This window comes from Bartonella quintana, assembly GCF_009936175.1.
In the GTDB taxonomy this organism is placed as follows: Bacteria; Pseudomonadota; Alphaproteobacteria; order Rhizobiales; family Rhizobiaceae; genus Bartonella; species Bartonella quintana.
Map to the genome: position 1 here is coordinate 717,278 of NZ_AP019773.1, position 25,933 is coordinate 743,210.

Consider the following 25,933-nt stretch of genomic DNA (forward strand, 5'->3'; position numbering starts at 1 on the left):
ATTGATGAATACATTGATTAATTTAATATTTTTGTTTGGTAAAGATTTTTTTGATCTTTTTTTTTATCGTAAATATCGGGTAAGGTGACGTTCGATAACAACGATAAAACGATGAATAAGCTCAACGATAAGAAGATAAATAAGGGCAGCCCAAACATAAACTTGGAAATCGAATGTGCGTGAATAAGTGAGTTTAGCAATTCCCATTAAATCATAAATAGTGACAAGTGAGGCAATGGCACTGGATTTAATCATTAAAATAAATTCATTTCCTAGGGGGCGTAATGCTAGAACCATTGCTTGCGGAAAAATAATTCTAAAAAATGTTGTAGAGCTGCTTAGCCCCAAAGCTTTTGATGCTTCACGTTGTCTAGCCGTTACTGATAAAAAACTTCCTTTAAAGATTTCAGACTGATAGGCAGCGGAATTGAGTGCAAAAATGAAAATACAGCAATACCATGCGTTTTGGAAAAACCACCATAAGCCAATCTTTTGCCAAAAGCTCCCCATTGAACCAAGTCCGTAGTAAAAAAGGAAGAGTTGGGCTAATAAAGGGGATCCACGGAAAAAATAAACATAAGTATTTGCAAAATAACGCAAAAACTTATTATTCAATAAACGTGCAAATGTAATAAGCATACCGAGAACAAAACCAAGAGAGCAAGCAATAAAAACCAGCTCAAAAGTAATAAGAAACCCACTAATAAATTTTAGTCCGTAACGATTTAAGAGAGCAGGATTGAAAAGGAAATGAAGCCACTCAGGAAGCATCAGAGCAATACCTTTTGATATCCTGATTGAGTGCATGTTTCAAGATAATGTAGGATTGCGGAAAAGAAACCTGAAAATAATAAATAGAGTAAACATGCTACAAGATAAAACAGCATAGGCTCATTGGTAGCTGCGACTGCTAAATTTGTTTGTTGCATAAGGTCAACAAGTGAAATGGTTGAAACGAGGGATGTATCTTTAAGTAAAGTGAGCCAATTATTAGAAAGTCCTGGCAAAGCATTTCGAATGAGCTGAGGAAAGACAATACGAAAAAACGTAGTTGAGCGCGAAAATCCTAGAGCTTTCGCTGCTTCATATTGACCTTTATCAAAGATATTAAATGCTCCAAGCCAAACTTCACAAGAAAAGGCGGCAAGAACCATACTGAGTGCAAGAACACCAGCAATAAAAGCATTGATACTAAATATTATCTCAATATTAAAATAATCAAGAGTAGTTTGAATAATCTTTTGTAAACCATAATAAACTAAAAATAAGGTTAGAAGTTCTGGTAAACCACGAAATACCGATGAAAAGAGGGTAGCTATAGCTTTAACTATCTTAATATCGGATCGGATCATCAGTGCACCTAGAAGTCCTAGAGGAAATCCCAGTATTCCACAGCACAAAGCCAATGATAATGTCATTCCTGCACTCAAAACTATAACCATTCCCCATCCTCCATTGCTAAATGATAGCAATGCTAAACTTTCAATCATTCTTGCATTCCTCACAAAAATTTAATAAATGGCTTTTTTAGAAATAAATAATTTGTTAAAATCTAGTTTATATTGATATTTAATAAATATCGAATGTAAAATATTTTTTCATAATTTTCTCATAGGTTCCATCGTCGCGGATTTCTTTTATTGCTTTGTTAAATTTGTTTTTAAGATCGTTATCGTTTTGACGTATACCAATTGCAATAGGAAATTTTGTTCCTTGAATAGTCCCGAGAAGTTGACAGCAATCTTTTCCTTCATTTTCGAGCCAGGTTAATGCTTTCAGTTTATCAGAGATGACTGCATCAAGCCGGTTACTTAAAAGATCGCGGTTGACTTCTATTGCTGTAGGATAGAATTTAATATTTACACCTTCAGAGGCATAATGATCTTCTGCGTATGCAGCTTGTGTTGTATTTGATTGCACACCAAGATTTTTACCTTGAAGGGCTTTTGCTGAAATTTCTTTAATTCCTGAAACTTTGCTACCGATTACCACTAATTCTGTACTATAGTAGGCGTTTGTGAAGTCAATTTTTTGTAACCGCTCTTGTGTAGGGGCGAGGGAAGCGATGATAGCATCGTATTTTTTTGCTAGAAGGCCAAGGATGATTCCATCAAAGTCTTGTTTGATGAGAGTACACTCGACATTCATTTTTTTACAAAGTGCATAAGATATATCAATGTCAAAACCATGGAGTTCGTTATTTGAGTCAATGTAACTAAATGGAGGATAATAGGCTTCAGTGGCAATTTTCAGTGCTTTAGCATTGGCCAATTGGGCGAATAGGGTTACACTTGTTATGATGGCTGCTGCTAATAATTTCATTATGTTCTCCTGTTGAATAAGCGAGAAAATATCAGATTATCATATATTTTATAATCTGTAAGCTCTTCTGAGAGCAATACAAAAATTTATTGCTGTTCATTTTGCTACCTTACAAAGATCCTCATTACCAGAAAATATCTCTTCTTGTTAAAGGTGAACTAAATAAAATAGGGAAGAAATAAATATCTTATTGATTATATTAAAAAATTATCATTTCATGAAATGATTCATCTTCACCGTTTTATTCACAAAAATCGACAATTTGGCTTTGAAAAAAACTTTTATAATTTAAGCACAAAAGAGTTTAGATCTTAGAAAGACAAAATAAAATATTGTTGTAAACATTGCTACTATGAAACACTTACATATTTAGAGATATACAAAATCAATTGGCTTTCTATAAGGTGGCGTTCTTTGTAAAGATGTTCATCATCGTTATGCGGTGTTTTCCTGTTTAAGCAGAAAGGAATGACAGAGACGCAGTTTTTCTTTCTTACCCGTTCTCTTCGTGCATTTAAGCATAAACTTTTATTAGCAATAACTTACTTCCAGAAACTGAGATGTTTGGGATCATGTCATTGCAGTCCCCGGAGTCAGAAGAAAATACAAAGCTGAGCCAAGCCACCAAAGCATGATTCTTCATGGTCAAATCTTCTCGCTTCTTGGCAATGCTTTCTTCTTATGCTGATCTGATTATAGTCCTCAGCACAGGGATAAGTTGGAACAAAAGTGACATCGATCTTCACAGATTCGCCATCCTTAATGCATAGTTCTTGGGAGGCTCTCTTAAAACTGAATGCTATCCTCTTTTTTGATACTAGGATTCATAACGTTTGTCGATGCTATGCCATTTGCTATGGATGCTATACCTTTTGCCTGAGAGTAAGAGATAGCTTTTGCTATTTTTAAAAATAAATGAATACTTTCAACAAAACGGATGGGTAAGGTTTTCAGTCTTCACATGCATTCCAGAAAATTAGCTTCAATAAACAGTCAATTCTTTGCCAATTTTCAGCTGCTGGTATCATACTTTTCCTTGGTAACATTTCTGTTCTTTACAAATAGAACTTTATCACTGCTCCAACTTTACTCTCAAATCTTAACTTAAGATACAATAATTGGTAAATATGGATGTTTTACTCGTAAAAAGAAATATATTTCTAATAAAGGATTCTAAAAAGGGTGCTGGTATGGAGTTATTATAATCATAAAATAATGTTTTTTATGGCGCTTCGTTATTTTGAAGAAAGAAAACTTCAAGAGCACGCTTTATTTTTTTACCACTCTGCAAAGGGAAGATAAAAGATGTCTAGCGTATAGTTAAAATAGCACTTTGGTAATTTTTTGCGATGCTATTTTAGGGATTAGAGAGTAAAATTCTTATTATTACTTAGTTTTTATATGTGATAATCATTCCAAATTTGTAGATGGGATGGTGGGCAATACATGGTTAATTAAGAAGAATCCTGAATTGAAGTTTTTCATCAATTTTTTCAAATATCTTGGTGATCTGAAAAAAGCATTCTGGATTCCCTTGATTCGTTAAATAGAAGCCATCAGAAAATTTTTATCACGATTGTTGTGTTGTGATGGTATTATACCTATAGAAAGAGTTTGAGAATCAAAGTTTGTAAAAACATTTTTATGGTGGGTAATTGAATATTCACAATAAAGCTTCAGTAAACTGAAGCTTTATTGGGTGGTCATTTTATTTTTGCTTATACGTTTGTCTATAGAAACATATTCACGTGCAGCATAGCCTGTGTAGAGTTGGCGTGGTCGACCAATTTTTTGTGCAGGATCTTCAATCATTTCTTTCCATTGCGCAACCCAGCCAATGCTGCGTGCTAATGCAAAAAGAACAGTAAACATTTCGGTCGGAAAACCTAGAGCTTTTAATGTAATGCCAGAATAAAAATCAACATTAGGATAAAGCTTTTTTTCAATAAAATATTCATCATTCAGAGCAATGTTTTCAAGTGCGATAGCGATATCAAGAAGCGGATCATCTTGAATGTTCAGTTCTTTTAAAACTTCATGGCAGGTTTGTTGCATGATTTTTGCACGTGGATCATAATTTTTATAAACTCGGTGACCAAAACCCATAAGACGGAAAGGATCATTTTTATCTTTTGCTCGTGCAATGAACTCAGGAATTCTTTCAACAGAGCCTATTTTTTGTAACATCTTTAGGCACGCTTCATTCGCTCCACCATGAGCTGGTCCCCAAAGGCATGCAACACCTGCTGCCATACATGCAAATGGATTAGCTCCCGATGATCCTGCAAGACGTACAGTGGATGTAGAAGCATTTTGTTCATGATCTGCATGAAGAGTAAAGATTCGATCCATAGCTCGACTAAGTACTGGATTAATTTTGTATTCTTCACAAGGAACGGAAAAACACATGTGGAGGAAATTTGCAGCGTAACTAAGATCATTACGTGGATAAACAAATGCCTGTCCGATGCTATATTTATACGCCATAGCAGCAAGAGTTGGAACCTTTGAAATCAAGCGAATAGCAGCGATCATTCTCTGTTGAGCGTCTTTAATATCAATAGAGTCGTGATAGAATGCAGACATAGCTCCAAGACACGCAACCATAACGGCCATAGGGTGAGAATCACGACGAAAGCCATGAAAAAACCTTGTAAACTGCTCATGCACCATCATGTGCTGCATAATACAACGGTCGAAATCAATTTTTTCTTGTTTTGTTGGTAATTCACCGTAAAGTAAAAGATAGCAGCTTTCGAGAAAGTCTCCTTTTTCAGCTAATTGGTCGATAGGATAACCGCGATAAAGCAAGATTCCTTTATCCCCATCAATGTAAGTGATTTTTGATTCACAAGAAGCGGTTGAAGTGAAACCAGGATCATAAGTAAAAGTATCTGTTTCTTTGTAGAGAGAAGCAATTTCAATGACGCCAGGACCAAGAGTGCCTTTCCGCATGGAGAGTTCTATTTTTTTACCGTTCACAATAATATGTGCTTTATTCTCAGACATTAGATATTCCTTTCAGATCCTTCTCTCCTAAAAATCGAAATGTCGCTTCATCAGAGAGAGGTGTGTAAATGAAGCTTTCTCTACCTATGTTAAGGGATAGATTTACTCTAAAAGTTGCCTCATGCAATCTAAAAATATTTTTTTATTTGCAATTTTGCCAAATATAGATTTGGGTTGCTTAAGAGAGAAGGTAGTTTTCAGTGTGCGTTGAGGCATTTGTAATTGAAGGCCCCCAAGGGGTACGTAGCTTTATTCGGCTAAATACATCTTTCTGTATGCATTAGCATGCGGTTGTGACAAGTTGGTCAGTGATGCGGTTAAGAGCTTCATCGCGTCCTAATAAAACAAGAACATCGAAAACACCTGGCGATGTTACGCGTCCCGTGAGAGCTGCTCGAAGTGGTTGGGCAACATCACCAAATTTGAGATCTTGTTTTTGTGCATAAACTCGAAGAGTTTCATCTAAGGTTTTTGCATCCCAAGAGAGGCATGCTTTCAGGGCAAGATAGAGACCATTTAAGATAGCTTGGCCATTTTTATCTAAAAGTATTTGCGCTTTTTCATCAAGAAGTAATGGCCGTTTTGTAAAAATAAAGGAGGCATTATCAATGAGTTCGCGTAGTGTTTTGGAACGTTCTTTCAAATTTGGTATAGCTGCTAGAAATTGCGCACGGCGCTGTTCATCAAGCCTTTCAATGATTTCTAATCCACCTTCAATTTCTGGTAAAATATTAAGGACAGCATCAAAAAGATCTTGATCGTTGCTCATGCGTATATAATGTCCGTTGATGGCATCTAGCTTTTTGAGATCAAAGCGCGCTGCACCTTTATTAATATCATCAATATCAAACCAGAAGATCATACTTTCGATTGACATCAGTTCGTCATCACCGTGACTCCAACCTAGACGGACTAAGTAATTGCGCAAAGCAGCGGGAAGGTATCCCATTATTCGATAGGCATCAACTCCTAGTGCTCCGTGGCGTTTTGATAATTTTGCTCCGTTTTCACCGTGGATAAGTGGGATATGCGCCATAACAGGGATATCCCATCCCAGTGCATTGAAGATAATTGTTTGACGGGCTGCATTTGTGAGATGATCATCACCACGTATGATATGTGTTACTCCCATATCATGATCGTCAACGACAACGGCATGCATGTAGGTCGGTGAGCCATCGGAACGCAAAATAATAAAATCATCCAAATCTTTATTAGGGAAGCGAACATGACCCTGAACGCGGTCGTGTAAAACTGTTTCTCCATCTTGTGGTGCTTTGATGCGAATAACGGGTTTGACACCTTTAGGAGCTTCAGAAATATCGCGATTGCGCCAACGCCCATCATAACGCGGTGGGCGGCCTTCTGCGCGGGCATTTTCGCGCATTTCAGCTAATTCCTCAGGTGAGGCATAGCAATAATAAGCTTTGCCGTCTTTTACCAATTGTTTGGCGACTTGCCGATGACGTTCTGCTCTTTCGAATTGGGAAATAGGATCGCCGTCATAGCTAAGCCCCATCCAGTGTAAGCCGTCTATAATGGCTTTTAAAGCTGTTTCTGTTGAGCGCTCTCTATCTGTATCTTCAATGCGTAGAAGCATTTTACCACCGGTATGTTTTGCATAAAGCCAATTAAAGAGAGCAGTACGAGCGCTACCAATATGAAGAAAGCCAGTGGGTGAAGGAGCAAAACGGGTAATAACGGACACAGATATCTCCCTTTAAATTAATATTGCTTATGGAACTTTATAAAAGGATTATGTTAGCATAGCTGATAGGATATACAATAGCCGCATTGTAAGTGAAGTGGGGATTTGCGGATGTTAAATCAGAATAAAGTTAAGGACGATTTATCAGAAGGAAAAAAATTAGCTCTGATATGGCAAGAGAATCTCTCCACTCTTGATGGTGCAAAGAACGTTAGCTGTAAAGAACAAAAGAATTCCCTTTTTACGCCTTTAAAAGAAGCAATAATTTTTTGTTGGAAGTGGTTGGCAGATTGCATAAACAAAGAAATTTCTTTTGGACTTCTTTTTTCGTTGATTTTAGTCTTTTTTTCTACGGGTATTATTGTTTATTTCAATTTAGAGCGAGAACCAAGTTGGGGACAATTTTTTGTGTTGGTCAGTATATTCCCTGGAATATTGTATATTTTACGTTTTTATTGGGGAATATGGATTATTGCAGGATTTCTGTTTTGTGTTGTATTGGGCGCTTTTGCTGCAAAAATAGAAACATGGCGTATATCGACACCAATGTTGAACCGTGATGTTGTCACGACATTAACAGGAAGAATTATTTCTATTGAGTCAATGCAAAAAGGGGGATTTCGTTTAGTGCTGGATATTTTGAAGACACAAAAGCCAGCATTGCGTCATGGACCTCATCGTGTTCGTTTATCGGCAAAGCATTTGCCATATGGATTAGCGATTGGCGATGGCTTATATGGAAAGGTCAAAATTCGTGCATTATCTGGACCGGTGCGTCCAGGAGGTTATGATTTTAGCTTTCATAATTATTTTAAGGGAATTGGTGCTCAGGGAATTTATTTGGGAAAACCAATGAAGATATCAGTTCCGCAGCCCTATACAATGTTGAGTATACTCTTACAGAAAATTGAAAATTTACGGATGAATATGACGCAAAAAATCCGTATGGCAATTGGAGAAGAAAAGGGCAGTGTTGCAGCTGCACTCATAACGGGGCAGCGTGGTGGTATTTCAGATAACACAAATGAAGCATTGCGTATATCTGGATTAGCACACGTTTTATCAATATCAGGTTTGCATATGGCTCTGCTGAGTAGTATGGTCCTTGTTAGCATCCGTAGTTTTTTAGCACTTTTCCCAGTTTTTTCATCTTATCATTCGACTAAAAAGTTTGCTGCCATTGTGGCATTAATAATTACAGCTTTTTACTTAGTATTATCTGGCGGAGCTGTATCAGCACAAAGAAGTTTTGTGATGATCACTGTTATGTTGGTTGCTGTATTGTGTAATCGTTCTGCTATAACAATGCGTAATTTTGCTATTGCGGGCTTGATAATTCTAGCGATTACTCCCCATGAAATATTAGGTCCCAGCTTTCAAATGTCCTTTTCTGCAACCGCAGCTTTGATTGCCTCTTTTGATTGGTGGAGTAGGAGAGTATCTTCTCATACAAGAAAAGCCACCCCCTCTTATGTTGGAGGTAGAATAATTCATTTTGCTTTCTTATCAGTTACTTCAACTTGCGCATCTTCGTTTGTGGCGGGGGCTGCCAGTGGAGTTTACGCTGCTTATCATTTTTCAAATATTGCATTCCTTGGCGTTATCAGTAATGCGTTAGCTTTGCCTGTTATATCAATACTCATCATACCTTTTGGATTAATAGCAGTATTCGCAATGTTTTTGAGTCTTGAATGGTTGCCTCTCCAAATTATGGGATTGGGTGTTGATCTTGTGATAAAAATTGCCCATGCTGTAAGAGCCGTTTCTCCTGCTCTTAATCCCGGATTTATGCCATTATCTGCGTTGGTTTTCTTTAGTGGAGGCTTGGTTGGACTAATTTTTTGCAAAACATCCATCAGATTCTTTTTTAGTCTCTTTATTTTGGTTGGTATTTGTATTTGCTTGATGCATTCACCCGTACAATTAATTATTGCAGACAATATAAATCTCGTGGGTGTCATCAATGGGAAAAAATTATATACTGACCGTTATCGTATCTCTAAGTTTACAACATCTATATGGGAAAAGTCATTTCACGTGAATGAGACGATTAAGCCTACGAAATATGGTCCTTCGTTTAATGGGCAATTCGTTTGTGATGATCATATTTGTTCATCCTTATCAGAAAATGGATTTAGAGTCGTTGTTTTACATGGAAAAATAGATCAATGTGTAGAGGCAGATGTCATAGTTAAAACATTTACAATAAACGATCAAACATGCAACAGGAAGACACAAATAACATTTACACCTCAACAATTATTATCACGAGGGAGCGTTATGATGACTAAAAGAGGGGATATCATTTGGTCTTCTAAGGGATTCCATAGACCTTGGAATATGCACAGGCAGCATTGACAAAAATTGTATAACTTCTCGCATTCTCCAATGTTTTTCTTGGTACAGATAAAAGCAGAGTAAGAGATAATAGGTACATTTTTTATCATGGCTTTGACATCTTTCTCATAGAACTATAAATTGACCAATCCTAATGGAGTTGACCAAATCGTTAACGATTTTCCTATTTCCAAGCACAGACGATTTTTTGATATTTGAATAATTTATAATTTTGCACAAGGAGCTGATGGGGACATCATTATCGATAATGAAGAGGATAAGCTAAAACGCTTCTTGAACATGAAAAATGTAAACAGGTTTTACAAAGAGATAAAATTGTTAATTATTATACTTTAATTATTATCATATATCTTTATATTAGAACATGTTTTCAGCCAAAAGGTGTCAATAAGTTTATTGCAGATTGAGGCAAGAGGCTACTGTTTTATCAATTTAGATAAATATCGCTGATTGGTAAAAGGATAAAATGATTTATGAATGTTCAGCAGTTAAAAAAAAGGGCAGCTGCTAAAGCACTTGAGTTTGTTCAAGATGATATGCGGCTTGGTATAGGAACTGGTTCTACAGCAAATGAATTTATTCGCCTTCTTGGGGAGCGTGTTGCAGATGGTTTGCGTGTGACTGGTGTTGCTACCTCACAGTATTCTGAGCAACTCTGTCGGAAATTTGGGGTGCCTGTTACTGCTTTGGAACAAATGCCTGAACTTGACCTTGATATTGATGGGGCAGATGAGATCGGCCCAGAGATGACTCTCATTAAAGGGGGGGGAGGAGCCTTATGGCGTGAAAAAATTGTAGCGGCGGCATCTCGGGCGATGCTTGTCATCGCAGATGAAACAAAGGTGGTAAAAACGCTTGGTGCTTTTGCATTGCCAATTGAAGTCAATCCATTTGGTATGCCTGCTACACGCAGACTCATTGAAAAAGTAGCTGATGATTTAGGGCTTTCAGGGGAAATTATATTACGAATGAATGGAGAGAATCCTTTTAAAACAGATGGTGGTCACTTCATTTTTGATGCATTTTGGGGGTGCATTTTACAGCCAAGATTATTATCGGAGGCACTCCTTGCAATTCCTGGTGTTGTGGAGCATGGTCTTTTTTGGGGATTGGCTTCGCGTGCAATTGTAGCGATGGCAGATGGTCAAATAAAAGTTTTAGAATCTTCTGATTTTTAAATAAGACAGTATGTTAGCACAATAACAAGGGGCGTTGAGGGTTTTAGGTAAAATAATAAATTTGCATTACAATTAATTATCGGGGTAGGCATTAAATGAAAAAAACATTTTCTTTTCAGCGTTTTATAGCATGTTTTTGTGCAGTTTCCTTTGTATTTGTGAATATTGGGATAGTTTATGCACAAGGTGTGAGTGAGCAGCATTTAGTTTCAGCTAAAAAAGCAATCAATGCTATTCATGCAACTGATCAATTTGATAGCTTTTTACCAACTGCGGCACGTGATCTCAAAAATGAACTGATAGGTGACGATCCAAATTTGGCAACTGCTATTTCTGAGATTGTTGATAAGCAGGCGCTTGCTTTGGCTAAACGGCGTTCTGATTTAGAAAAAGAAATTGCTCATGTGTATGCAAAGTATTTTACTCAAGAACAGCTTGATGCAATCACAGCATTTTATAGTTCCGATACCGGCAAAAAGTTTTTGACAGAAGTTCCGAGTATTGCGCGTGATGCTTATTCTACATTTGATGCATGGCGTTCTGCTATTATGCAGGATCTTGTAAAAAATGTGAAAAAAGAGATGTCTGAAACACTTCATTTGGAAAATTCCATTATGCCTACAACGTCTAATTCCTCAGCAAATCCGAAATAATTTAATTGATATCATTTACAATAATGAATGATTCCTTGTTTGTTTTTGAAAGTGGCAGTTTTTCTGCCATTTTTAATAAAAGTAGGTCTTTTTTACGATGTTGCTTTATATAAGAATGACACTTGAGAATAAAAAGAACTTCCATTTGATAACAAATGACAATAACTTATTATTGCAGACGTATAAGAAAGGATAGTTTGTGGGATCTTTCGACTTTGATTTGTTTGTTATTGGAAGCGGTTCTGGTGGGGTGCGCGCTGCGCGTCTTGCTGGAGGACTTGGTAAGCGTGTCGGGATAGCAGAAGAATATCGTATAGGGGGTACTTGTGTTATTCGCGGTTGCGTTCCCAAAAAGCTTTATGTTTATGCGTCACAATATGCACAAGAGTTTAAGAAGAGCGTTGGTTTTGGATGGGAATATGCTGATCCAATTTTTAGCTGGAAAAAATTGGTTGCAGCTAAAAATAAAGAAATATCAAGATTAGAAAAGCTTTATCGCAAGGGGCTACAAAATAACAATGTTCATATTTATGAAAGTCGTGCTGTCTTTGTAGATGAACACACATTAGAGCTCTCTGTGACAGGTGAACGGATAAGCGCAGAAAAAATTCTGATTGCGACAGGGGCAAAAATTGTACCAAACACTGCAATAGAAGGTAGTGATTTGTGTCTTACTTCCAATGAAATTTTTGATCTTGAAAAACTACCAAAATCAATAATCATCGTTGGTGGTGGATATATTGGTGTTGAATTTGCTAATATTTTTCATGAATTAGGTGTAAAAACAACACTCCTTCATCGTGGCAATTTAATTCTTCGTAACTTTGACTATGATTTGCGACAGTTACTTAGTGATGCGATGATTGAAAAAGGGATTTCTATTCTCTACGGGGCATCTGTTTCTCAAGTTCAAGCTACAGGGAGTTCTTATAATATTGTTTTATCAAATGGACAAATGATCAGTGCAGATCAAGTTATGTTTGCTACGGGGCGTGTGCCGAATACAACAGGCTTAGGACTTGAGCAGGCAGGTGTTAAATTGAATGAATTTGGTGCAGTTATTGTTGATGAAAGGATGACAACAAATATACCCCATATTGGGGCTGTTGGCGATGTTACAGGTCATATTCAATTGACACCTGTTGCAATCCATGATGCAATGTGTTTTGTTAAGACCATATTTGAGAATACTCCCACAAAACCTGATTATGATTTAATTACGACAGCTGTTTTTTCACAACCGGAGATTGGAACGGTAGGTCTTTCAGAAGAAGATGCGGCACGCCGTTATAAGCGTCTTGAAATTTATCGTACAGTTTTCCGTCCTATGCGCAATGTTCTTGCCGGTAGTTCAGAGAAAATGTTTATGAAGCTCGTTGTTGATAGTGAAAGTCGTATTGTTGTAGGAGCCCACATTTTAGGGGAAAATGCTGGTGAGATGGCACAGCTTATTGGGATATCTCTCAAGGGGAAGCTAACGAAAGATATCTTTGATGAAACTATGGCAGTGCATCCAACTATGGCGGAAGAACTGGTAACGATGTATAAACCAAGTTATCTGTATGAAAATGGGGAAAAAGTAGAAAAGTGAACAGCGCGTGTGATGGTTAGCGACAAAGCTTTTGATACGAAAGGCTGTGAATTTAAGCTCTGTGGAGAGAGTGCAATGATAAAAGAATGGGCACCTAGCTCTTGGAGAGAGAAGCCAATTAAACAAGTTCCGATTTATCCTGATCAATCTGTTTTAGTAGATGTTGAGCGCAAGCTACGTAGCTATCCTCCTTTAGTTTTTGCGGGTGAAGCACGTGATTTAAAAAATGAATTGGCCGCTGTTGCACAAGGTCAGGCTTTTTTATTGCAAGGTGGAGATTGTGCAGAAAGCTTTGCAGAGCATGAAGCCGATAATATTCGTGATTTTTTTCGTGTATTTTTGCAAATGGCGATAGTTTTAACTTTTGGGAGTTCTAAGCCAGTTGTTAAAATTGGTCGTATTGCTGGTCAGTTTGCAAAGCCACGCTCTTCTGATATAGAAAGAAAAGAAGGAATTGAACTTCCCGCTTATCGGGGGGATATTATTAATGGCATTGGATTTGGAGTGGATTCTCGTATTCCTGATCCACGACGAATGTCCATGGCTTATCGCCAATCTGCGGCAACACTTAATTTGTTGCGCGCTTTTTCACAAGGGGGGTATGCCAATTTAGAAAATGTTCATGCATGGATGTTGAGTTTCGTTTCTAAAAGCCCACAGGGCGAGCGTTATAAGCTGTTGGCAGAGCGCATTTCTGAAGCGATTGATTTTATGCGTTCCATAGGGATTACGTCCAAAACGAATTCTTCATTACGTGAAACATCTTTTTATACCAGTCACGAAGCACTTTTGCTTGGCTATGAAGAAGCTTTAACACGGATTGATTCGACTTCTGGAGATTGGTATGCAACATCCGGTCATATGTTATGGATTGGTGATCGTACACGTCAGATTGATCATGCTCACGTTGAATATTGCCGCGGTATTAAAAATCCTATTGGGTTGAAGTGTGGACCTTCTATTGAGCCCAATGAGCTTTTGAAGTTGATTGATATTCTAAATCCTGAAAACGAACCTGGGCGGCTGACTCTTATTGCACGTTTTGGTTATGATAAGGTTGAGAATCATCTTCCAAAATTGATTCGGGCAGTTGAGCGCGAGAAACGTAAAGTTATATGGTCGTGTGATCCAATGCATGGCAATACAGTTACTGTAAATGGCTATAAGACTCGCCCCTTTGATTATGTTTTAAAGGAAGTAGAAAATTTTTTTTCAGTGCATTATGGAGAAGGAACTTATCCAGGAGGTATTCATATCGAAATGACTGGTCGTGATGTAACAGAATGTACAGGTGGGGCACATGCTATTTCTATAGAAGATTTGTCTGATCGTTATCATACGCAGTGTGATCCGCGATTAAATGCAGATCAAGCATTAGAGTTAGCTTTTCTTGTTGCTGAACTTCTTAAAAAAAATCGTAATACGGATTCATTAGCAGCCTATCGCGAATAGTTAGATAAAAAATTGCATACATTTACTCTTTTAGGTGTTTTAGAAGAAGAGGATTTTTTTGAAAGAGGGATGTTTTTAATGATTAAAACAGAGTTATGTTTATCAAACTGATGAAATGATACAAAAGGTTATGAAAAATGATTTTCGGGTGGCAGTTGCCCAATTAAATCCTGTTATCGGTGATATAGAGGGAAATTTTTCTCTTGCCGTAATGGCCTATCAGAAGGCTAGAGAAGAAGGGGCTGACCTTGTTTTATTCACGGAGCTTTTTATAAGTGCTTATCCGCCGGAAGATCTCGTTCTTAAACCTGCTTTTATAAAAACATGTGAAGGTGCTGTTAAAGAATTAGCAAAGTTAACAACAGGAGGACCGGGAATCGTAATTGGTCTTCCTCTAAGGTATAACGATAAAATTTTCAATGGTGTCATGCTTCTTGATGAGGGACGGATAATTTCTGAAAGCTTGAAGTTTGATTTACCTAATTATGCTGAATTTGACGAAAGGCGCTTATTTTCTTCTGGTCCACGTCCTGAGCCTATTGTCTATCATGGGATAAGACTAGGAATAGTAATTTGTGAAGATATTTGGAATGATTTTTCTTTTTGTGCAGAGCTTAGAAATAAAGGAGCTGAGATTATTCTTGTCCTTAATGGATCTCCTTATCATCGTAATAAAACTTTAAAACGTATAGAAGTTGTGCGAGCGCAAGCTTTTCAATCTGGTTTGCCAATTATTTATGCTAATCAAGTTGGTGGTCAAGATGAACTCGTTTTTGATGGGGGATCTTTTGCGTTGAATGGACAAGGCAAAATGGTGTTTCAAATGAAACATTTTGAAAGCCATATTGCTTTGAGTCATTGGCAAAAAAAAATGACAGGATGGCAATGTATTTCTGGTCCGAATGAAAATCTTTTTAATGGGTTAGCTGCTGATTATCAAGCTTGTGTTTTGGGTTTAGGAGATTATGTCAATAAAAACGGTTTTAAGGATGTAATTCTTGGTCTTTCCGGAGGAATTGATTCAGCACTTTGTACGGCAATGGCGGTGGATGCTCTTGGTGCTAAGAGGGTTCGCACTGTAATGATGCCCTATCATTATACTTCACAAGAATCATTAAAGGATGCTAAAGAGTGCGCACATCTTTTAGGATGTGATTATCAAATCATACCGATTATAAAACCTGTTGAGGTTTTTTTGAGTACACTGGCGCCTGTTTTTTTAGGGTTAACATCTGATGTGACAGAAGAAAATCTGCAAAGTCGTGTACGCGGCACTCTGTTGATGGCTCTTTCGAATAAATTTGGCTCAATGGTGGTAACAACGGGCAATAAGTCAGAAATGGCTGTAGGATATGCAACACTTTATGGTGATATGAATGGAGGTTTTAACCCTCTTAAAGATATTTATAAAACGCAGGTTTATGCATTAGCTGAGTGGCGCAATAAAAATTATTTGCAAAATTGGGAAGGGCCGGAAGGAGTTGTGATTCCACCCAATATTATAGCAAAAGCACCTTCCGCAGAGCTTTGCGAAAATCAAAAGGATGAAGATTCTCTTCCTCCTTATCCTATCTTGGATGATATTTTGCAGTCTCTTATAGAAAACGACATGAGTGTTTGTGATATTGTTAAACGTGGGTATTTACGAGAAACAGTTGAGAAAATTGAACACCTTCTTTATGTAGCCGAGTACAAAAGACGACAATCTGCACCCGGCGTAAAAATTAGTTACAAGAACTTCGGACGCGATCGTCGTTATCCCATTGTCAATCATTTTCGTGATAAAAATTGAGCATTATTTTATGATAAAAGTTCGTTTTGCACCTTCTCCAACAGGCTATATTCATATTGGCAATATTCGTATTGCCCTGTTCAACTGGCTTTATGCGCAAGCGCATAATGGAGCATTTATCTTGCGTTATGATGATACAGATGTTGAACGTTCTAAACAGGAATATATTGATGCTATTGCGGCTGATCTTGAATGGCTTGATATTCAACCAGATGAGATTTATTATCAATCTAAGCGATTTAATCGATATGATGAAGTTGCGGAAATGCTCAAACAACGAGGTCTTCTTTATCCTTGTTATGAAACAGAGGAAGAATTAGATCGGCGTCGTAAAATTCAGCTTTCACGCAAATTGCCTCCTGTTTATGATCGCGCTGCATTAAAATTAACACCAGAAGAGAAAGAAGAATTTGAATCGCAAGGTCGTAAACCTCATTGGCGCTTTCTTCTTCCTAATTTTGAAAATAATCCTTTGCAAACAAAGCGAACGGAAGTTTGCTGGAATGATGTTGTAAAGGGAAAGCAGACAATTGATTTAGCTTCTCTTTCAGATCCTGTTTTAATTCGTGAAGGTGGAAGCTACCTTTATACGTTACCCTCTGTAGTCGATGATATAGATATGGCTATTACACATATTATTCGTGGGGATGATCACATTACAAATACAGGCGTGCAGATTGCTCTTTTTGAAGCCCTTAATGCACAATTGCCAATTTTTGGTCATATCAATTTATTGACTACAGTTTTAGGAAAAGGGCTTTCAAAACGTGATAATGATCTTTCTATTCATTCTTTACGGGCAGAGGGATTTGAATCTATAGCTATTCAGTGTTTTGCTGTTTTGATTGGAACGTCACAAAATGTGCACCCCTATCCTCATCAAGCAGCTCTTTTAGAGCATTTCAATCTGCAAGATACGTCAAGATCAGTTACAAAATTTGATATTGCTGATCTTTTTGCTTTGAATAGTCATCTTGTCCATGATTTAAACTATGAGGAAGTTAAAACACGGCTTAAAAATCTTTCTATTGATGGAGAAAAGGCGGAGTGTTTTTGGAACGCGATAAGAAGCAATATTGACAAAGTAAATGATGCTGTTTTGTGGTGGAAAATGATTCATGATGAACAGAGCTTTGATCCAATAGCACGTGAAGATCGTTCATTCGTGCGTCAGTCTCTCAATTTTTTGCCTGAAGGTCCATTAAATGATGAAAGTTGGAAAGTTTGGACGACGACATTAAAAGAAAAAACGGGTCGTAGAGGAAAAGCTTTGTTTATGCCATTACGTCAGGCACTTACCGGAATGGATCATGGACCTGAAATGGGGAAGCTTTTGCAGCTTTTAGGGCGTGAGAAAGTAATAGACAGATTGACTATACAAGGGGAGTAAGAGCAGCTATCAACCCACAGAGTATTTTATTTTTATGTCATCAAAGAAGCAAATTTTTATTTTAAGTGCGCATTTTTATGAGCATAAATGCTGGGATATCATCGCCAAATCCAGGAGGGATGTAACTCTTATTTTTTCGAGGATGATATTGTTCAGGGGGATTTGCGTTATTATTAGTGGTTTTTATGTAACCAACTTTATCATCTTTCAAGGGCTTTTTAGTGTGAATAGCACGCCCTTTTTGAGCAATTTTCTTTGACAATTTTGGAGACTGTCTCTTTCCAAGGATATCATCTGTTTGATCATCGGTCGTTAATGTCGAGAGATCTCCATTGAGCCATTCAATTTTTTCATTGCTCATTTCTTCAATGGCACTGATATACTTTTGATCAGCTTTTGTGACGATCGTAAAAGCTTTTCCGCTCCGATTTGCACGTCCTGTACGACCAATTCGATGAATGTAGTCTTCAGCATGTGTAGGAACGTCATAGTTGAAGACATGACTTACAGCTGGAATATCAAGTCCACGTGCGGCAACATCAGAGGCGACAAGAAGTGTGAGTTTATTGTCTTTGAAATCGGCTAATGTGCTCATGCGCGAATATTGATCCATATCGCCATGAAGTGCGCCTACACTAAAATTATGTCTGACGAGCGATCTAAAAAGTTCAGAGATATCTCTCTTTCGATTACAGAAAATAATAGCATTTTTGAGCTCATCGCCTTCATTGTGGATAAGTTCTCGCAAAACAGCTCTTTTATCCCATGATTTATTTCCAGATTTGACGAGCTGCTGTGTAATTGTAGTGGCTGTTGAGGATGCTTTTGTAACTTCAACAGTTACCGGAAAATGTAAAAATTGCTTTGTTAATTTTGTAATTTCCGGTGCCATTGTTGCGGAAAAGAATAAAGTTTGACGCGTAAAAGGGGTCAGTTTACAGATGCGTTCAATATCAGGAATAAAACCCATATCTAACATACGATCAGCTTCATCAATAACGAGAATTTCAACCCCCATCAGGAGCAATTTACCGCGTTCGAAATGATCAAGAAGGCGTCCTGGTGTTGCTATAAGAACATCTGCCCCCCGTTCAAGTTTACGATCTTGGTGTTCAAAAGAAACGCCACCAATAAGAAGTGCAACATTTAAACGATGATTTATTCCGTATTTGTCGAAATTTTCTTCAACTTGGGCTGCAAGTTCTCGTGTTGGTTCTAGTATGAGCGTACGGGGCATTCGCGCTCTTGCACGTCCTTTTTCAAGTAGTGTGAGCATAGGCAAAACGAAAGAAGCCGTTTTTCCAGTGCCTGTCTGGGCGATTCCTAGAACATCTTTTCTTTGAAGTACATAGGGAATTGTTCCACTCTGAATAGGCGTTGGAGCTGTATATCCCGCTGACTTTACTGCTTTAATAACCTTTTCGGAAAGACCTAAATCATCAAAACTGTTTAAAGGTGGTATCATTTTTCTATCAATTGCTTCGCGATTTTAACTTCGCTATCCGGACTCTTAGTGAGATTAAGTAGCCTACACACTATTAAAGAGGGTTAAGGTGCCTTCACAAAAAAGTCAACTATAACCGACATATACGCATAGGAAATATAATATAATATAATAATTAATAGAGAAATTGTTCTGATAAAATGCGTTCATCCCATGAATGGTTAGAGTCAAAAAGAATTGAGGCTTTTACTTCCTTTGCTGTTGAAATAGTAACTGAATGGACGGATTTAACTTCAACATTGTCGGCTGCAGCATTTACGGGACGTTTGTCAGATTCAAGCATATCAAAGCGTACTATTGCGGTATTAGGAAGCAGTGCTCCATGCCAGCGACGAGGACGAAAAGGACTAACGGGAGTGAGCGCCATAAGAGGAGCCATGAGGGGTAAAATAGGCCCTTGTGCTGATAAATTATACGCGGTAGATCCTGCTGGTGTGGCAACGAGGATACCATCACAACTTAATTGTTCCATACGTACGTTGTCATCAATGCTGATACAAATTTTCGCTGCTTGATAAGATTGCCGAAAGAGGGATACTTCATTGATTGCGAGTGCTTCAATAGTCTCTTGACATTCAGCTTTTGCAATCATGCGCAGAGGATGGATTTCCTTTTTATGTGCGACAGCAATGCGGTTTGGCAATTTTTTTTCATGAAATTCATTCATAAGAAACCCTACAGAACCTTGATTCATGCCGTAAATAGGTTTTCCAGTGTTCATCACATTGCGCACTGTTTGTAACATTGTTCCATCGCCACCGATTGCAACAACAACGTCAGTTTCTTCCAGAGAATAATGACCGTAAATGGAAATTAATTTATTGGTAGCTTTGATAGCTTCCTCAATTTCCGCAGAAATAAAATGAAAGCGGCTTGGTAGTGTAGTCATTAAAAATTATCCTGATATTTGCAACTTATTTTGTAACTTACTTTTTGAGAATTTTGAAGTTGGAATAAAAGCTGTTTTTATAACAAGAAGAGAATTTTGTAAAAAAAGGAATCTGTTTAAAGGTAAAATCATTGCAGGAGAGGCTAGGAAGATTGTGTAGGCGCATAAGTCATAAACAAGTATTTTTTATCGGAGTGATAATTCATCATTGAAGCTGAGAGGATGATCGGTTAAAAAGCTACGAATGATTTAATAATTAGTTTTAAGCACCCGTAGCTCAGCTGGATAGAGCGCTGCCCTCCGAAGGCAGAGGTCACAGATTCGAATTCTGTCGGGTGCACCAAACTCTTCCATTTCATTTTATATCATTTTTGTAACAGTGTTGATTTTTTGAGAATAAATTATTTCTATTTTAAGAAGGTAATTTCATTGAAATGCGTTATTAAGTTGTATACTGAATGGGACTTATTAATGAGAAAAATTGCTGTAATTTTTGTTATTTTTTCAAAGGGCATTATACACTCTGTGCAAACAACAGAAAATGCTTCTTAATTTATGAGCTAAAGCTACTCTGGCTATTATTTTAGGAGATAAATTGGAATTCAGAAATTTTGTTTTCAACATTTTTGTTTCTTTCTTATGAGCATGATTTGTTTATTTGATCAGTTTTAATCGTCACAGAAGTGTTAGAGAGTGGAAGTGCTTTTTTCTTTCTCATAGAACAAATGAGTAGCAGTATTTAAGTATGATTCTATAAATGAGTGAGAAAGAAAATTATGACTATTTTACTAAATCCAGGCAAAGTAACGCTTAACCAACTTGAGGCTATTTACTGGAATGGTGAAGTAAGCAAGCTTCATAATGATACGCATCTAGCTATTAGGAAAGGAGCAGATCGGATCGCTGAAATTGCTGCTGGAAGTCAACCAGTTTACGGTATTAATACCGGTTTTGGAAAATTGGCATCGATTAAAATCGATGCAAACGATGTATCTGTTTTACAAAGAAATCTTATTTTGTCACATTGTTGTGCTGTAGGAGCGCCTTTAGCTAAAAATATTGTGCGTTTAATGATGACTTTAAAACTCATTTCATTAGGGCGAGGGGCTTCAGGTGTTCGCTTGGAATTGGTGCATTTGCTAGAAAATATGCTTGCAAAAGGCGTTATTCCTGTCATTCCTGAAAAGGGGTCTGTTGGTGCATCAGGTGATCTGGCACCACTTGCTCACATGGTCGCAGTTATGATGGGAGAGGGAGAAGCATTTTTTCAGAATATTCGTATGAGTGGAGCAGCTGCTTTAGAAAAAGCAAGATTGCTCCCTATTACTTTAGAAGCAAAAGAGGGTCTGGCTCTTATTAACGGCACCCAAACATCAACAGCACTTGCCCTTGCAGGTCTTTTTCAGGGTTATCGAGCATTGTGTGGAGGACTTCTTGCAGGAGCATTAACGACGGATGCCGTCATGGGATCAACAGCACCATTTCATCCTGATATCCATATTTTACGCGGCCATTATGGCCAGATTGTTGTATCGCAAACATTAGAAAAGCTTATAAAGGATTCAGAAATTCGGGCTGCACATTTGTGTGATGATGACCACCGTGTACAGGATCCTTACTGTATCCGTTGTCAACCACAGGTTATGGGTGCATGTTTTGATGTTCTTGTAGCAGCAGCAAAAACACTGATTATTGAAGCAAATGCAGTCACGGATAATCCATTGATCTTAAGCAATGGTGAGGTTGTATCGGGTGGAAATTTTCATGCTGAGCCTGTAGCATTTTCTGCTGATCAGATCGCTCTTGCCTTATGTGAAATAGGGTCTATTTCTCAAAGACGCATTGCTCTTATGGTTGACCCAACAGTTTCTTATGGTCTTCCACCTTTTTTAGCGCAAAATGCGGGTCTTAATTCAGGTTTTATGATTGCTGAAATAACTGCGGCTGCTTTAATGTCTGAAAATAAGCAAATGGCACATCCTGCTTCGGTTGATTCAACCCCAACTTCAGCAAATCAAGAAGATCATGTTTCAATGGCTTGTCATGGGGCTCGTCGGCTATTGGCAATGAATGAAAACCTTTTTACTATTATTGGTATTGAAACGCTTGCTGCAGCACAAGGAATTGAATATCGTGCTCCTTTAAAAACAAGCTCCTTACTGCAGTCTGTTATGAAGCGTCTACGCAAAAATATTGATACTCTTAAGGTAGATCGTTATCTGGCTCCCGATCTTCATAAAGCGCATATCCTTGTGCGTGAAGGGCATTTATTATCCGTTTTACCGGAAATTTTTCCACGCTTAGAACCCCAATAATATTGTTTTGAGATCAAGTAGAGAGGAAAGGTACTTAATTTGGGGTGTGGTGATTGTATTTGTGTAATTTAATGAATATGTTCACCGATTTGCTGATATGTGTTGGGTATTCGTGCTCCATTATCTTAATTATCTCCTAAGATTACAACTCATGGTGATCTGATTTATCAGTACAAGTTTATGAAAGCTAATATTGAGAGAAGTGCTTTTGGGGATATTTTAGATGATTTAGATGACTATTGTTAGTCTATCCTTTAATAAGGTCACAAATTATAAATTGGACTTTACAACTATTTTATTATAGTTTTACCATTTATAAATGATGTATTGTGTGATCACATCTAGTAAAGTTAACAGACTTATTGTGTATTTTTCTTTTATTTAACATCCTTTGCAATGTTTTAAATTTACTTTTTATATTTTAAAATTGAAATAAAGGGGAAAAAATGTTTAAAGTCTGCACATTATCTACTTTAATAATGCTTATTTTTTGTTTTTCGCAAATTATGGAAGTTAATGCAAATCTTTGGAGGGGCAGGCTTCAAGATGGTGTATTTATGACTATGGTAGTACAGGAAAAAGATATGCTTGTTCAGGTTCGGATGACAAATATGGATATTGTTCGCATTTCAGATAAAAATTCTAGAGAAAAGGATAGATCTCCTATAATAGAAAAAGTTATGATAGCCACCATAGCTCTTTTTATTGAGAAATTCATATTTAGAGTTGGTGTTTTTTTTAAGAGGTGGGCTGAATCTGCACTTTCTCAGGCTTTTCAAAATTGGCGAGCTTCACTTTATCGTTGATTTAAGCTATTTAAATTGGTTTTCCTTTTCTGTCAAAAGTTGGTTTAGGGGCTATTTTTGCACAATTTATGATCGTTATAAAAATAAAAAGCAATAGAGAGTTTGCTTAGGGTGCTAATAGAAAGTTTTAATACATTTATTCCCAAAGGTAGTTATGTGAGTTTTAAGTTTCTATTTCTCTAAACGGAAAAAGCGTTGCAATTAATATTATATCAAATTTAACATTTTTTCTGCAAAAAATAGAGAATATGAAAATGAATTAAGTGATAATTATAAAAACTGCATTATCATTTGACTTAAAAAAGAGATAAAAGATTTATAAACGATAAAGAAGCTGAACAACTCGCAATAAAAGTATTTTTTTATCACTACGATAGAGTATCTGAAGGGCCATTGTTCAATGGTTTTTAATATATCTTCAACAAAAAATCATGAGGCTTTATTCATCTATGAAGCTAACATTGTCGTGTGCATTCTAGTCAATATTTCAGTTTCCATATCGGTATTTGTTGTGACAGTGAAGAGGGTACTGTTATTGATGTGAGATGTGTATTTTTATTAGAAAATGCACGTGAGCATTATCTACGTTTTAGCTGTGATTGATTATGAAGTTGATTTTATAAAGAGAAAAAGCGGTTTTTTAAAAGCTTCTCTTTGTTCAAGATGTTTATTCTATAAAAACATTTTCTCTTGGAAATTTTGCAATAAAGTTTTTGACAGTAGAAAATTGTGAACAAATGCTTTAGAAAATGGAAAGGGATTTTCATATTATAGATTACAAGTTTTTTTATGAATCGGATATTAAATTGAAGATTTAATATTTTAAAAATCCTGAATGAAAAAACTTATTTTTTTATATTAGCTGTTCAATTGTATGTTTTGATGGTGATGAAATAAAATTGGTTTTAAGCAACACTTAGAAAACTATTAAATTAAGTTTTTAAAGGCGCTTGCTCCATTGAGTTTTTTTTGCTAGGTGCGAAAATCATTGAACTTAAGTGCTATAATGATGCGTGAAGTAACATCATAGAGGTTTTTTTATCATCAATGGCTCTTTAAAATTAAGAGGGCAGAAGAGTGCAGTTTTTTTGTTGTGATCGGCGTTTATTGCATCATCGCCTAAAGTGATTTTATGCGTTTTAGCCCCTATGATGCTGTATTCTTTTGTGAAAATGGAGCAATAGAAATTTTAAATCCTTCACATTAGAAAGACTTTTCAGATTTCAATCGGCTTCAATGCTCATGAAGCTACAAATTTTACCTTTATGAAGGAGGGGGCATTTTGAAGAAGGAAAGAAATGGTATCAAGTGAACTTAAACGTGGGATGAGCAAACGCCAGGTTATCTTTTTAGCTCTTGGTTCTGCTATTGGAACAGGTCTTTTTTACGGATCTGCGCAAGCGATTAAGCTTGCTGGTCCAAGTGTTTTGATTGCTTATTGTGTTGCTGGTTTAGCTATTTTTATGGTTATGCGGGCTCTTGGTGAGATGATTATCCATAATCCGTTGCCGGGTTCTTTTGCTCGTTATGCTGCAAATTATATATCGCCGTTGGCTGGTTTTTTAACAGGATGGACATATGTTTTTGAGATGGTTCTCGTTGGTTTGGCTGATATCACGGCTTTTGCGACTTATATGGGGTTTTGGTATCCCGATGTTGCACCTTGGATATGGGCACTTAGCATTACATTAATCATTACCGGTATTAATTTGGCTGCAGTAGAAGTCTATGGTGAGCTAGAGTTTTGGCTATCTTCCATCAAAATTATTGCTATCATTGCTATCATCGTTTTAGGAATAGCAATTATTTTCTGTGGTTCGAGTATAAGTACAGTTTCCTCTACTGTTAGTATTCATAATTTATGGAAAAATGGTGGTATCTTTCCCCATGGTTGGGTTGGTTTTTTGGCCTGCTTTAGTGTTGTTATCTTCGCTTTTGGTGGCATAGAAATTATCGGAATGGCAGTGATGGAAGTGCAAGATCCTACACAGACTGTTTCAAAGGCCATTAATTCTACTCCGATTCGGATTTTGCTCTTTTATATCATGACTTTAACCATTTTGATGTCACTTTATCCTTGGAATGAAATTGGCTTTATGGAGAGTCCTTTCGTTTCAATTTTTGAAAGGCTTGGAATTTCATCAGCAGCTCATATTCTGAATATTGTTGTCGTTACAGCCGCTATTTCGGCAATGAATAGTGGAATGTATGGTGCTGGTCGCATGATATATGGGTTATCGCAGGAAGGTTATGCTTCGAAGAAATTTCAATATTTATCAAAAAATGGTATACCAATTTTTGTTATTTTATTGATTTTTGCCATTTTTCTTTTTGGTGTTGTCCTTAATTATTTTTATCATGATCGGCTTTTTTTTCTCATTGCGGCAATGGCAACATTTGCCACAGTTTTCGTTTGGATGATGATACTACTTTCGCAAGTTTTTATGCGGCTTAAAATGCCTAAAGAGGTGCAATGTAGTTTAAAATTTCCAATTCCATTTTGGCCGATAGGATCAATTTTTTCTGTCTTATTTATAGTTTTTATTTTTGTTCTGTTATGGTTTTTCGATGATACGCGACCAGTTTTAATTGTAGGTGTTAGTTGGATTTCTTGGCTCGTTATTTGTTTCTATGCACTTAAATTTTATAATTCGAAAAAGAACAAAATGCACCCTTATACGAATAAGGATTAAGCCAGAGATAAAAGTCTGGTGATTTTATAGTAGAAGGATATCCAATATGGCTCTGCCAAAGATTTGGAATAATCTACCAATCCACATTTTGTTTGAAAGCTGTCTGTAGGCCATTGCTGATGATAGCTGCTCAATCAAATAAAGTAGAGACAGCTATAAAAGACTGACAGGATTATTGACAATTACCAATGTCATAAATTTATTTCCCTAACTTTAATCGTTATTAGTGCGGCCTTAAAAGCTTTACCGGATACAAAAATGTTGTGAAAATTA

The 25,933-nt window shown here is 36.9% G+C and carries 17 protein-coding genes and 1 tRNA gene; 11 read left to right on the forward strand and 7 right to left on the reverse strand.

The window, feature by feature from the left end:
- Nucleotides 1-63: 63 nt before the first annotated feature.
- The 5 genes from MF1_RS02865 to gltX (MF1_RS02885) all read right to left on the reverse strand — a co-directional run bounded on the left by MF1_RS02865 (nt 64) and on the right by gltX (MF1_RS02885) (nt 7,039).
- Nucleotides 64-771 (reverse strand): ABC transporter permease, encoded by a 708-nt coding sequence (locus tag MF1_RS02865; RefSeq protein WP_161510413.1) that lies wholly within the window; start codon nt 769-771, stop codon nt 64-66.
- Nucleotides 771-1,490 carry an ABC transporter permease gene (locus MF1_RS02870; RefSeq protein ID WP_014924125.1) on the reverse strand — a complete coding sequence of 240 codons (720 nt, stop codon included), beginning with the start codon at nt 1,488-1,490 and terminating at the stop codon, nt 771-773. The genes MF1_RS02865 and MF1_RS02870 overlap by 1 nt, the downstream gene beginning before the upstream one ends.
- 79 nt (nt 1,491-1,569) lie before the next feature.
- Nucleotides 1,570-2,322: a transporter substrate-binding domain-containing protein gene (locus MF1_RS02875; protein WP_161510414.1), complete on the reverse strand. Its 753-nt coding sequence runs from the start codon at nt 2,320-2,322 to the stop codon at nt 1,570-1,572.
- A 1,692-nt stretch (nt 2,323-4,014) separates the two neighbouring features.
- Nucleotides 4,015-5,331, reverse strand: coding sequence for a citrate synthase (gene gltA, locus MF1_RS02880; RefSeq protein ID WP_161510415.1), 1,317 nt, complete (start codon nt 5,329-5,331; stop codon nt 4,015-4,017).
- Between the two features lie 280 nt (nt 5,332-5,611).
- Nucleotides 5,612-7,039 carry a glutamate--tRNA ligase gene (gene gltX, locus MF1_RS02885; RefSeq protein ID WP_161510416.1) on the reverse strand — a complete coding sequence of 476 codons (1,428 nt, stop codon included), beginning with the start codon at nt 7,037-7,039 and terminating at the stop codon, nt 5,612-5,614.
- 111 nt (nt 7,040-7,150) lie between these two features.
- Between gltX (MF1_RS02885) and MF1_RS02890 the strand changes: the two genes are divergently transcribed.
- From MF1_RS02890 to gltX (MF1_RS02920), 7 genes are all read left to right on the forward strand, one after another.
- On the forward strand, nt 7,151-9,397 hold the full coding sequence (locus MF1_RS02890) for a ComEC/Rec2 family competence protein (RefSeq protein ID WP_161510417.1): 2,247 nt from the start codon (nt 7,151-7,153) through the stop codon (nt 9,395-9,397).
- A gap of 473 nt (nt 9,398-9,870) precedes the next feature.
- Entirely contained in the window at nt 9,871-10,575 is a 705-nt protein-coding gene (gene rpiA / locus MF1_RS02895; protein ID WP_161510418.1) for a ribose-5-phosphate isomerase RpiA, read from the forward strand.
- A 95-nt stretch (nt 10,576-10,670) separates the two neighbouring features.
- Nucleotides 10,671-11,228, forward strand: a complete 558-nt coding sequence (locus MF1_RS02900) for a DUF2059 domain-containing protein (RefSeq protein ID WP_014924120.1) — start codon at nt 10,671-10,673, stop codon at nt 11,226-11,228.
- A 199-nt stretch (nt 11,229-11,427) separates the two neighbouring features.
- Nucleotides 11,428-12,819, forward strand: a complete 1,392-nt coding sequence (gene gor / locus MF1_RS02905; RefSeq protein WP_161510419.1) for a glutathione-disulfide reductase — start codon at nt 11,428-11,430, stop codon at nt 12,817-12,819.
- A gap of 75 nt (nt 12,820-12,894) precedes the next feature.
- Nucleotides 12,895-14,271 carry a class II 3-deoxy-7-phosphoheptulonate synthase gene (locus MF1_RS02910; RefSeq protein ID WP_161510760.1) on the forward strand — a complete coding sequence of 459 codons (1,377 nt, stop codon included), beginning with the start codon at nt 12,895-12,897 and terminating at the stop codon, nt 14,269-14,271.
- Between the two features lie 130 nt (nt 14,272-14,401).
- Nucleotides 14,402-16,063, forward strand: coding sequence for an NAD+ synthase (locus MF1_RS02915; RefSeq protein ID WP_161510420.1), 1,662 nt, complete (start codon nt 14,402-14,404; stop codon nt 16,061-16,063).
- Nucleotides 16,064-16,073: 10 nt separating this feature from the next.
- Nucleotides 16,074-17,453, forward strand: coding sequence for a glutamate--tRNA ligase (gltX, locus tag MF1_RS02920; protein WP_161510421.1), 1,380 nt, complete (start codon nt 16,074-16,076; stop codon nt 17,451-17,453).
- Between the two features lie 61 nt (nt 17,454-17,514).
- On the opposite strand, the gene MF1_RS02925 is transcribed toward gltX (MF1_RS02920), so the two are convergent.
- Nucleotides 17,515-18,918, reverse strand: a complete 1,404-nt coding sequence (locus MF1_RS02925) for a DEAD/DEAH box helicase (RefSeq protein WP_161510422.1) — start codon at nt 18,916-18,918, stop codon at nt 17,515-17,517.
- A gap of 154 nt (nt 18,919-19,072) precedes the next feature.
- On the reverse strand, nt 19,073-19,846 hold the full coding sequence (locus tag MF1_RS02930) for an NAD kinase (RefSeq protein WP_014924114.1): 774 nt from the start codon (nt 19,844-19,846) through the stop codon (nt 19,073-19,075).
- Nucleotides 19,847-20,112: 266 nt separating this feature from the next.
- Between MF1_RS02930 and MF1_RS02935 the strand changes: the two genes are divergently transcribed.
- From MF1_RS02935 to MF1_RS02950, 4 genes are all read left to right on the forward strand, one after another.
- Nucleotides 20,113-20,189 (forward strand) — tRNA-Arg (locus MF1_RS02935).
- A 433-nt stretch (nt 20,190-20,622) separates the two neighbouring features.
- Nucleotides 20,623-22,161 carry a histidine ammonia-lyase gene (gene hutH, locus MF1_RS02940; RefSeq protein ID WP_161510423.1) on the forward strand — a complete coding sequence of 513 codons (1,539 nt, stop codon included), beginning with the start codon at nt 20,623-20,625 and terminating at the stop codon, nt 22,159-22,161.
- A 446-nt stretch (nt 22,162-22,607) separates the two neighbouring features.
- Nucleotides 22,608-22,967 (forward strand): hypothetical protein, encoded by a 360-nt coding sequence (locus MF1_RS02945; protein WP_011179417.1) that lies wholly within the window; start codon nt 22,608-22,610, stop codon nt 22,965-22,967.
- Between the two features lie 1,298 nt (nt 22,968-24,265).
- Nucleotides 24,266-25,660 carry an amino acid permease gene (locus MF1_RS02950; protein WP_161510424.1) on the forward strand — a complete coding sequence of 465 codons (1,395 nt, stop codon included), beginning with the start codon at nt 24,266-24,268 and terminating at the stop codon, nt 25,658-25,660.
- Nucleotides 25,661-25,933 lie beyond the last annotated feature (273 nt).

Excerpts from the sequence above, each read along its gene's own strand:
- MF1_RS02870 (WP_014924125.1), bottom strand. The coding sequence starts at position 1,490 with ATGATTGAAAGTTTAGCATTGCTATCATTTAGCAATGGAGGATGGGGA.
- gltX (WP_161510421.1), top strand. The coding sequence starts at position 16,074 with ATGATAAAAGTTCGTTTTGCACCTTCTCCAACAGGCTATATTCATATT.
- MF1_RS02865 (WP_161510413.1), bottom strand. The coding sequence starts at position 771 with ATGCTTCCTGAGTGGCTTCATTTCCTTTTCAATCCTGCTCTCTTAAAT.
- MF1_RS02875 (WP_161510414.1), bottom strand. The coding sequence starts at position 2,322 with ATGAAATTATTAGCAGCAGCCATCATAACAAGTGTAACCCTATTCGCC.
- rpiA (WP_161510418.1), top strand. The coding sequence starts at position 9,871 with ATGAATGTTCAGCAGTTAAAAAAAAGGGCAGCTGCTAAAGCACTTGAG.
- MF1_RS02950 (WP_161510424.1), top strand. The coding sequence starts at position 24,266 with ATGGTATCAAGTGAACTTAAACGTGGGATGAGCAAACGCCAGGTTATC.
- gltA (WP_161510415.1), bottom strand. The coding sequence starts at position 5,331 with ATGTCTGAGAATAAAGCACATATTATTGTGAACGGTAAAAAAATAGAA.
- hutH (WP_161510423.1), top strand. The coding sequence starts at position 20,623 with ATGACTATTTTACTAAATCCAGGCAAAGTAACGCTTAACCAACTTGAG.
- MF1_RS02925 (WP_161510422.1), bottom strand. The coding sequence starts at position 18,918 with ATGATACCACCTTTAAACAGTTTTGATGATTTAGGTCTTTCCGAAAAG.
- MF1_RS02915 (WP_161510420.1), top strand. The coding sequence starts at position 14,402 with ATGAAAAATGATTTTCGGGTGGCAGTTGCCCAATTAAATCCTGTTATC.
- MF1_RS02910 (WP_161510760.1), top strand. The coding sequence starts at position 12,895 with ATGATAAAAGAATGGGCACCTAGCTCTTGGAGAGAGAAGCCAATTAAA.
- MF1_RS02900 (WP_014924120.1), top strand. The coding sequence starts at position 10,671 with ATGAAAAAAACATTTTCTTTTCAGCGTTTTATAGCATGTTTTTGTGCA.
- MF1_RS02890 (WP_161510417.1), top strand. The coding sequence starts at position 7,151 with ATGTTAAATCAGAATAAAGTTAAGGACGATTTATCAGAAGGAAAAAAA.
- MF1_RS02930 (WP_014924114.1), bottom strand. The coding sequence starts at position 19,846 with ATGACTACACTACCAAGCCGCTTTCATTTTATTTCTGCGGAAATTGAG.
- MF1_RS02945 (WP_011179417.1), top strand. The coding sequence starts at position 22,608 with ATGTTTAAAGTCTGCACATTATCTACTTTAATAATGCTTATTTTTTGT.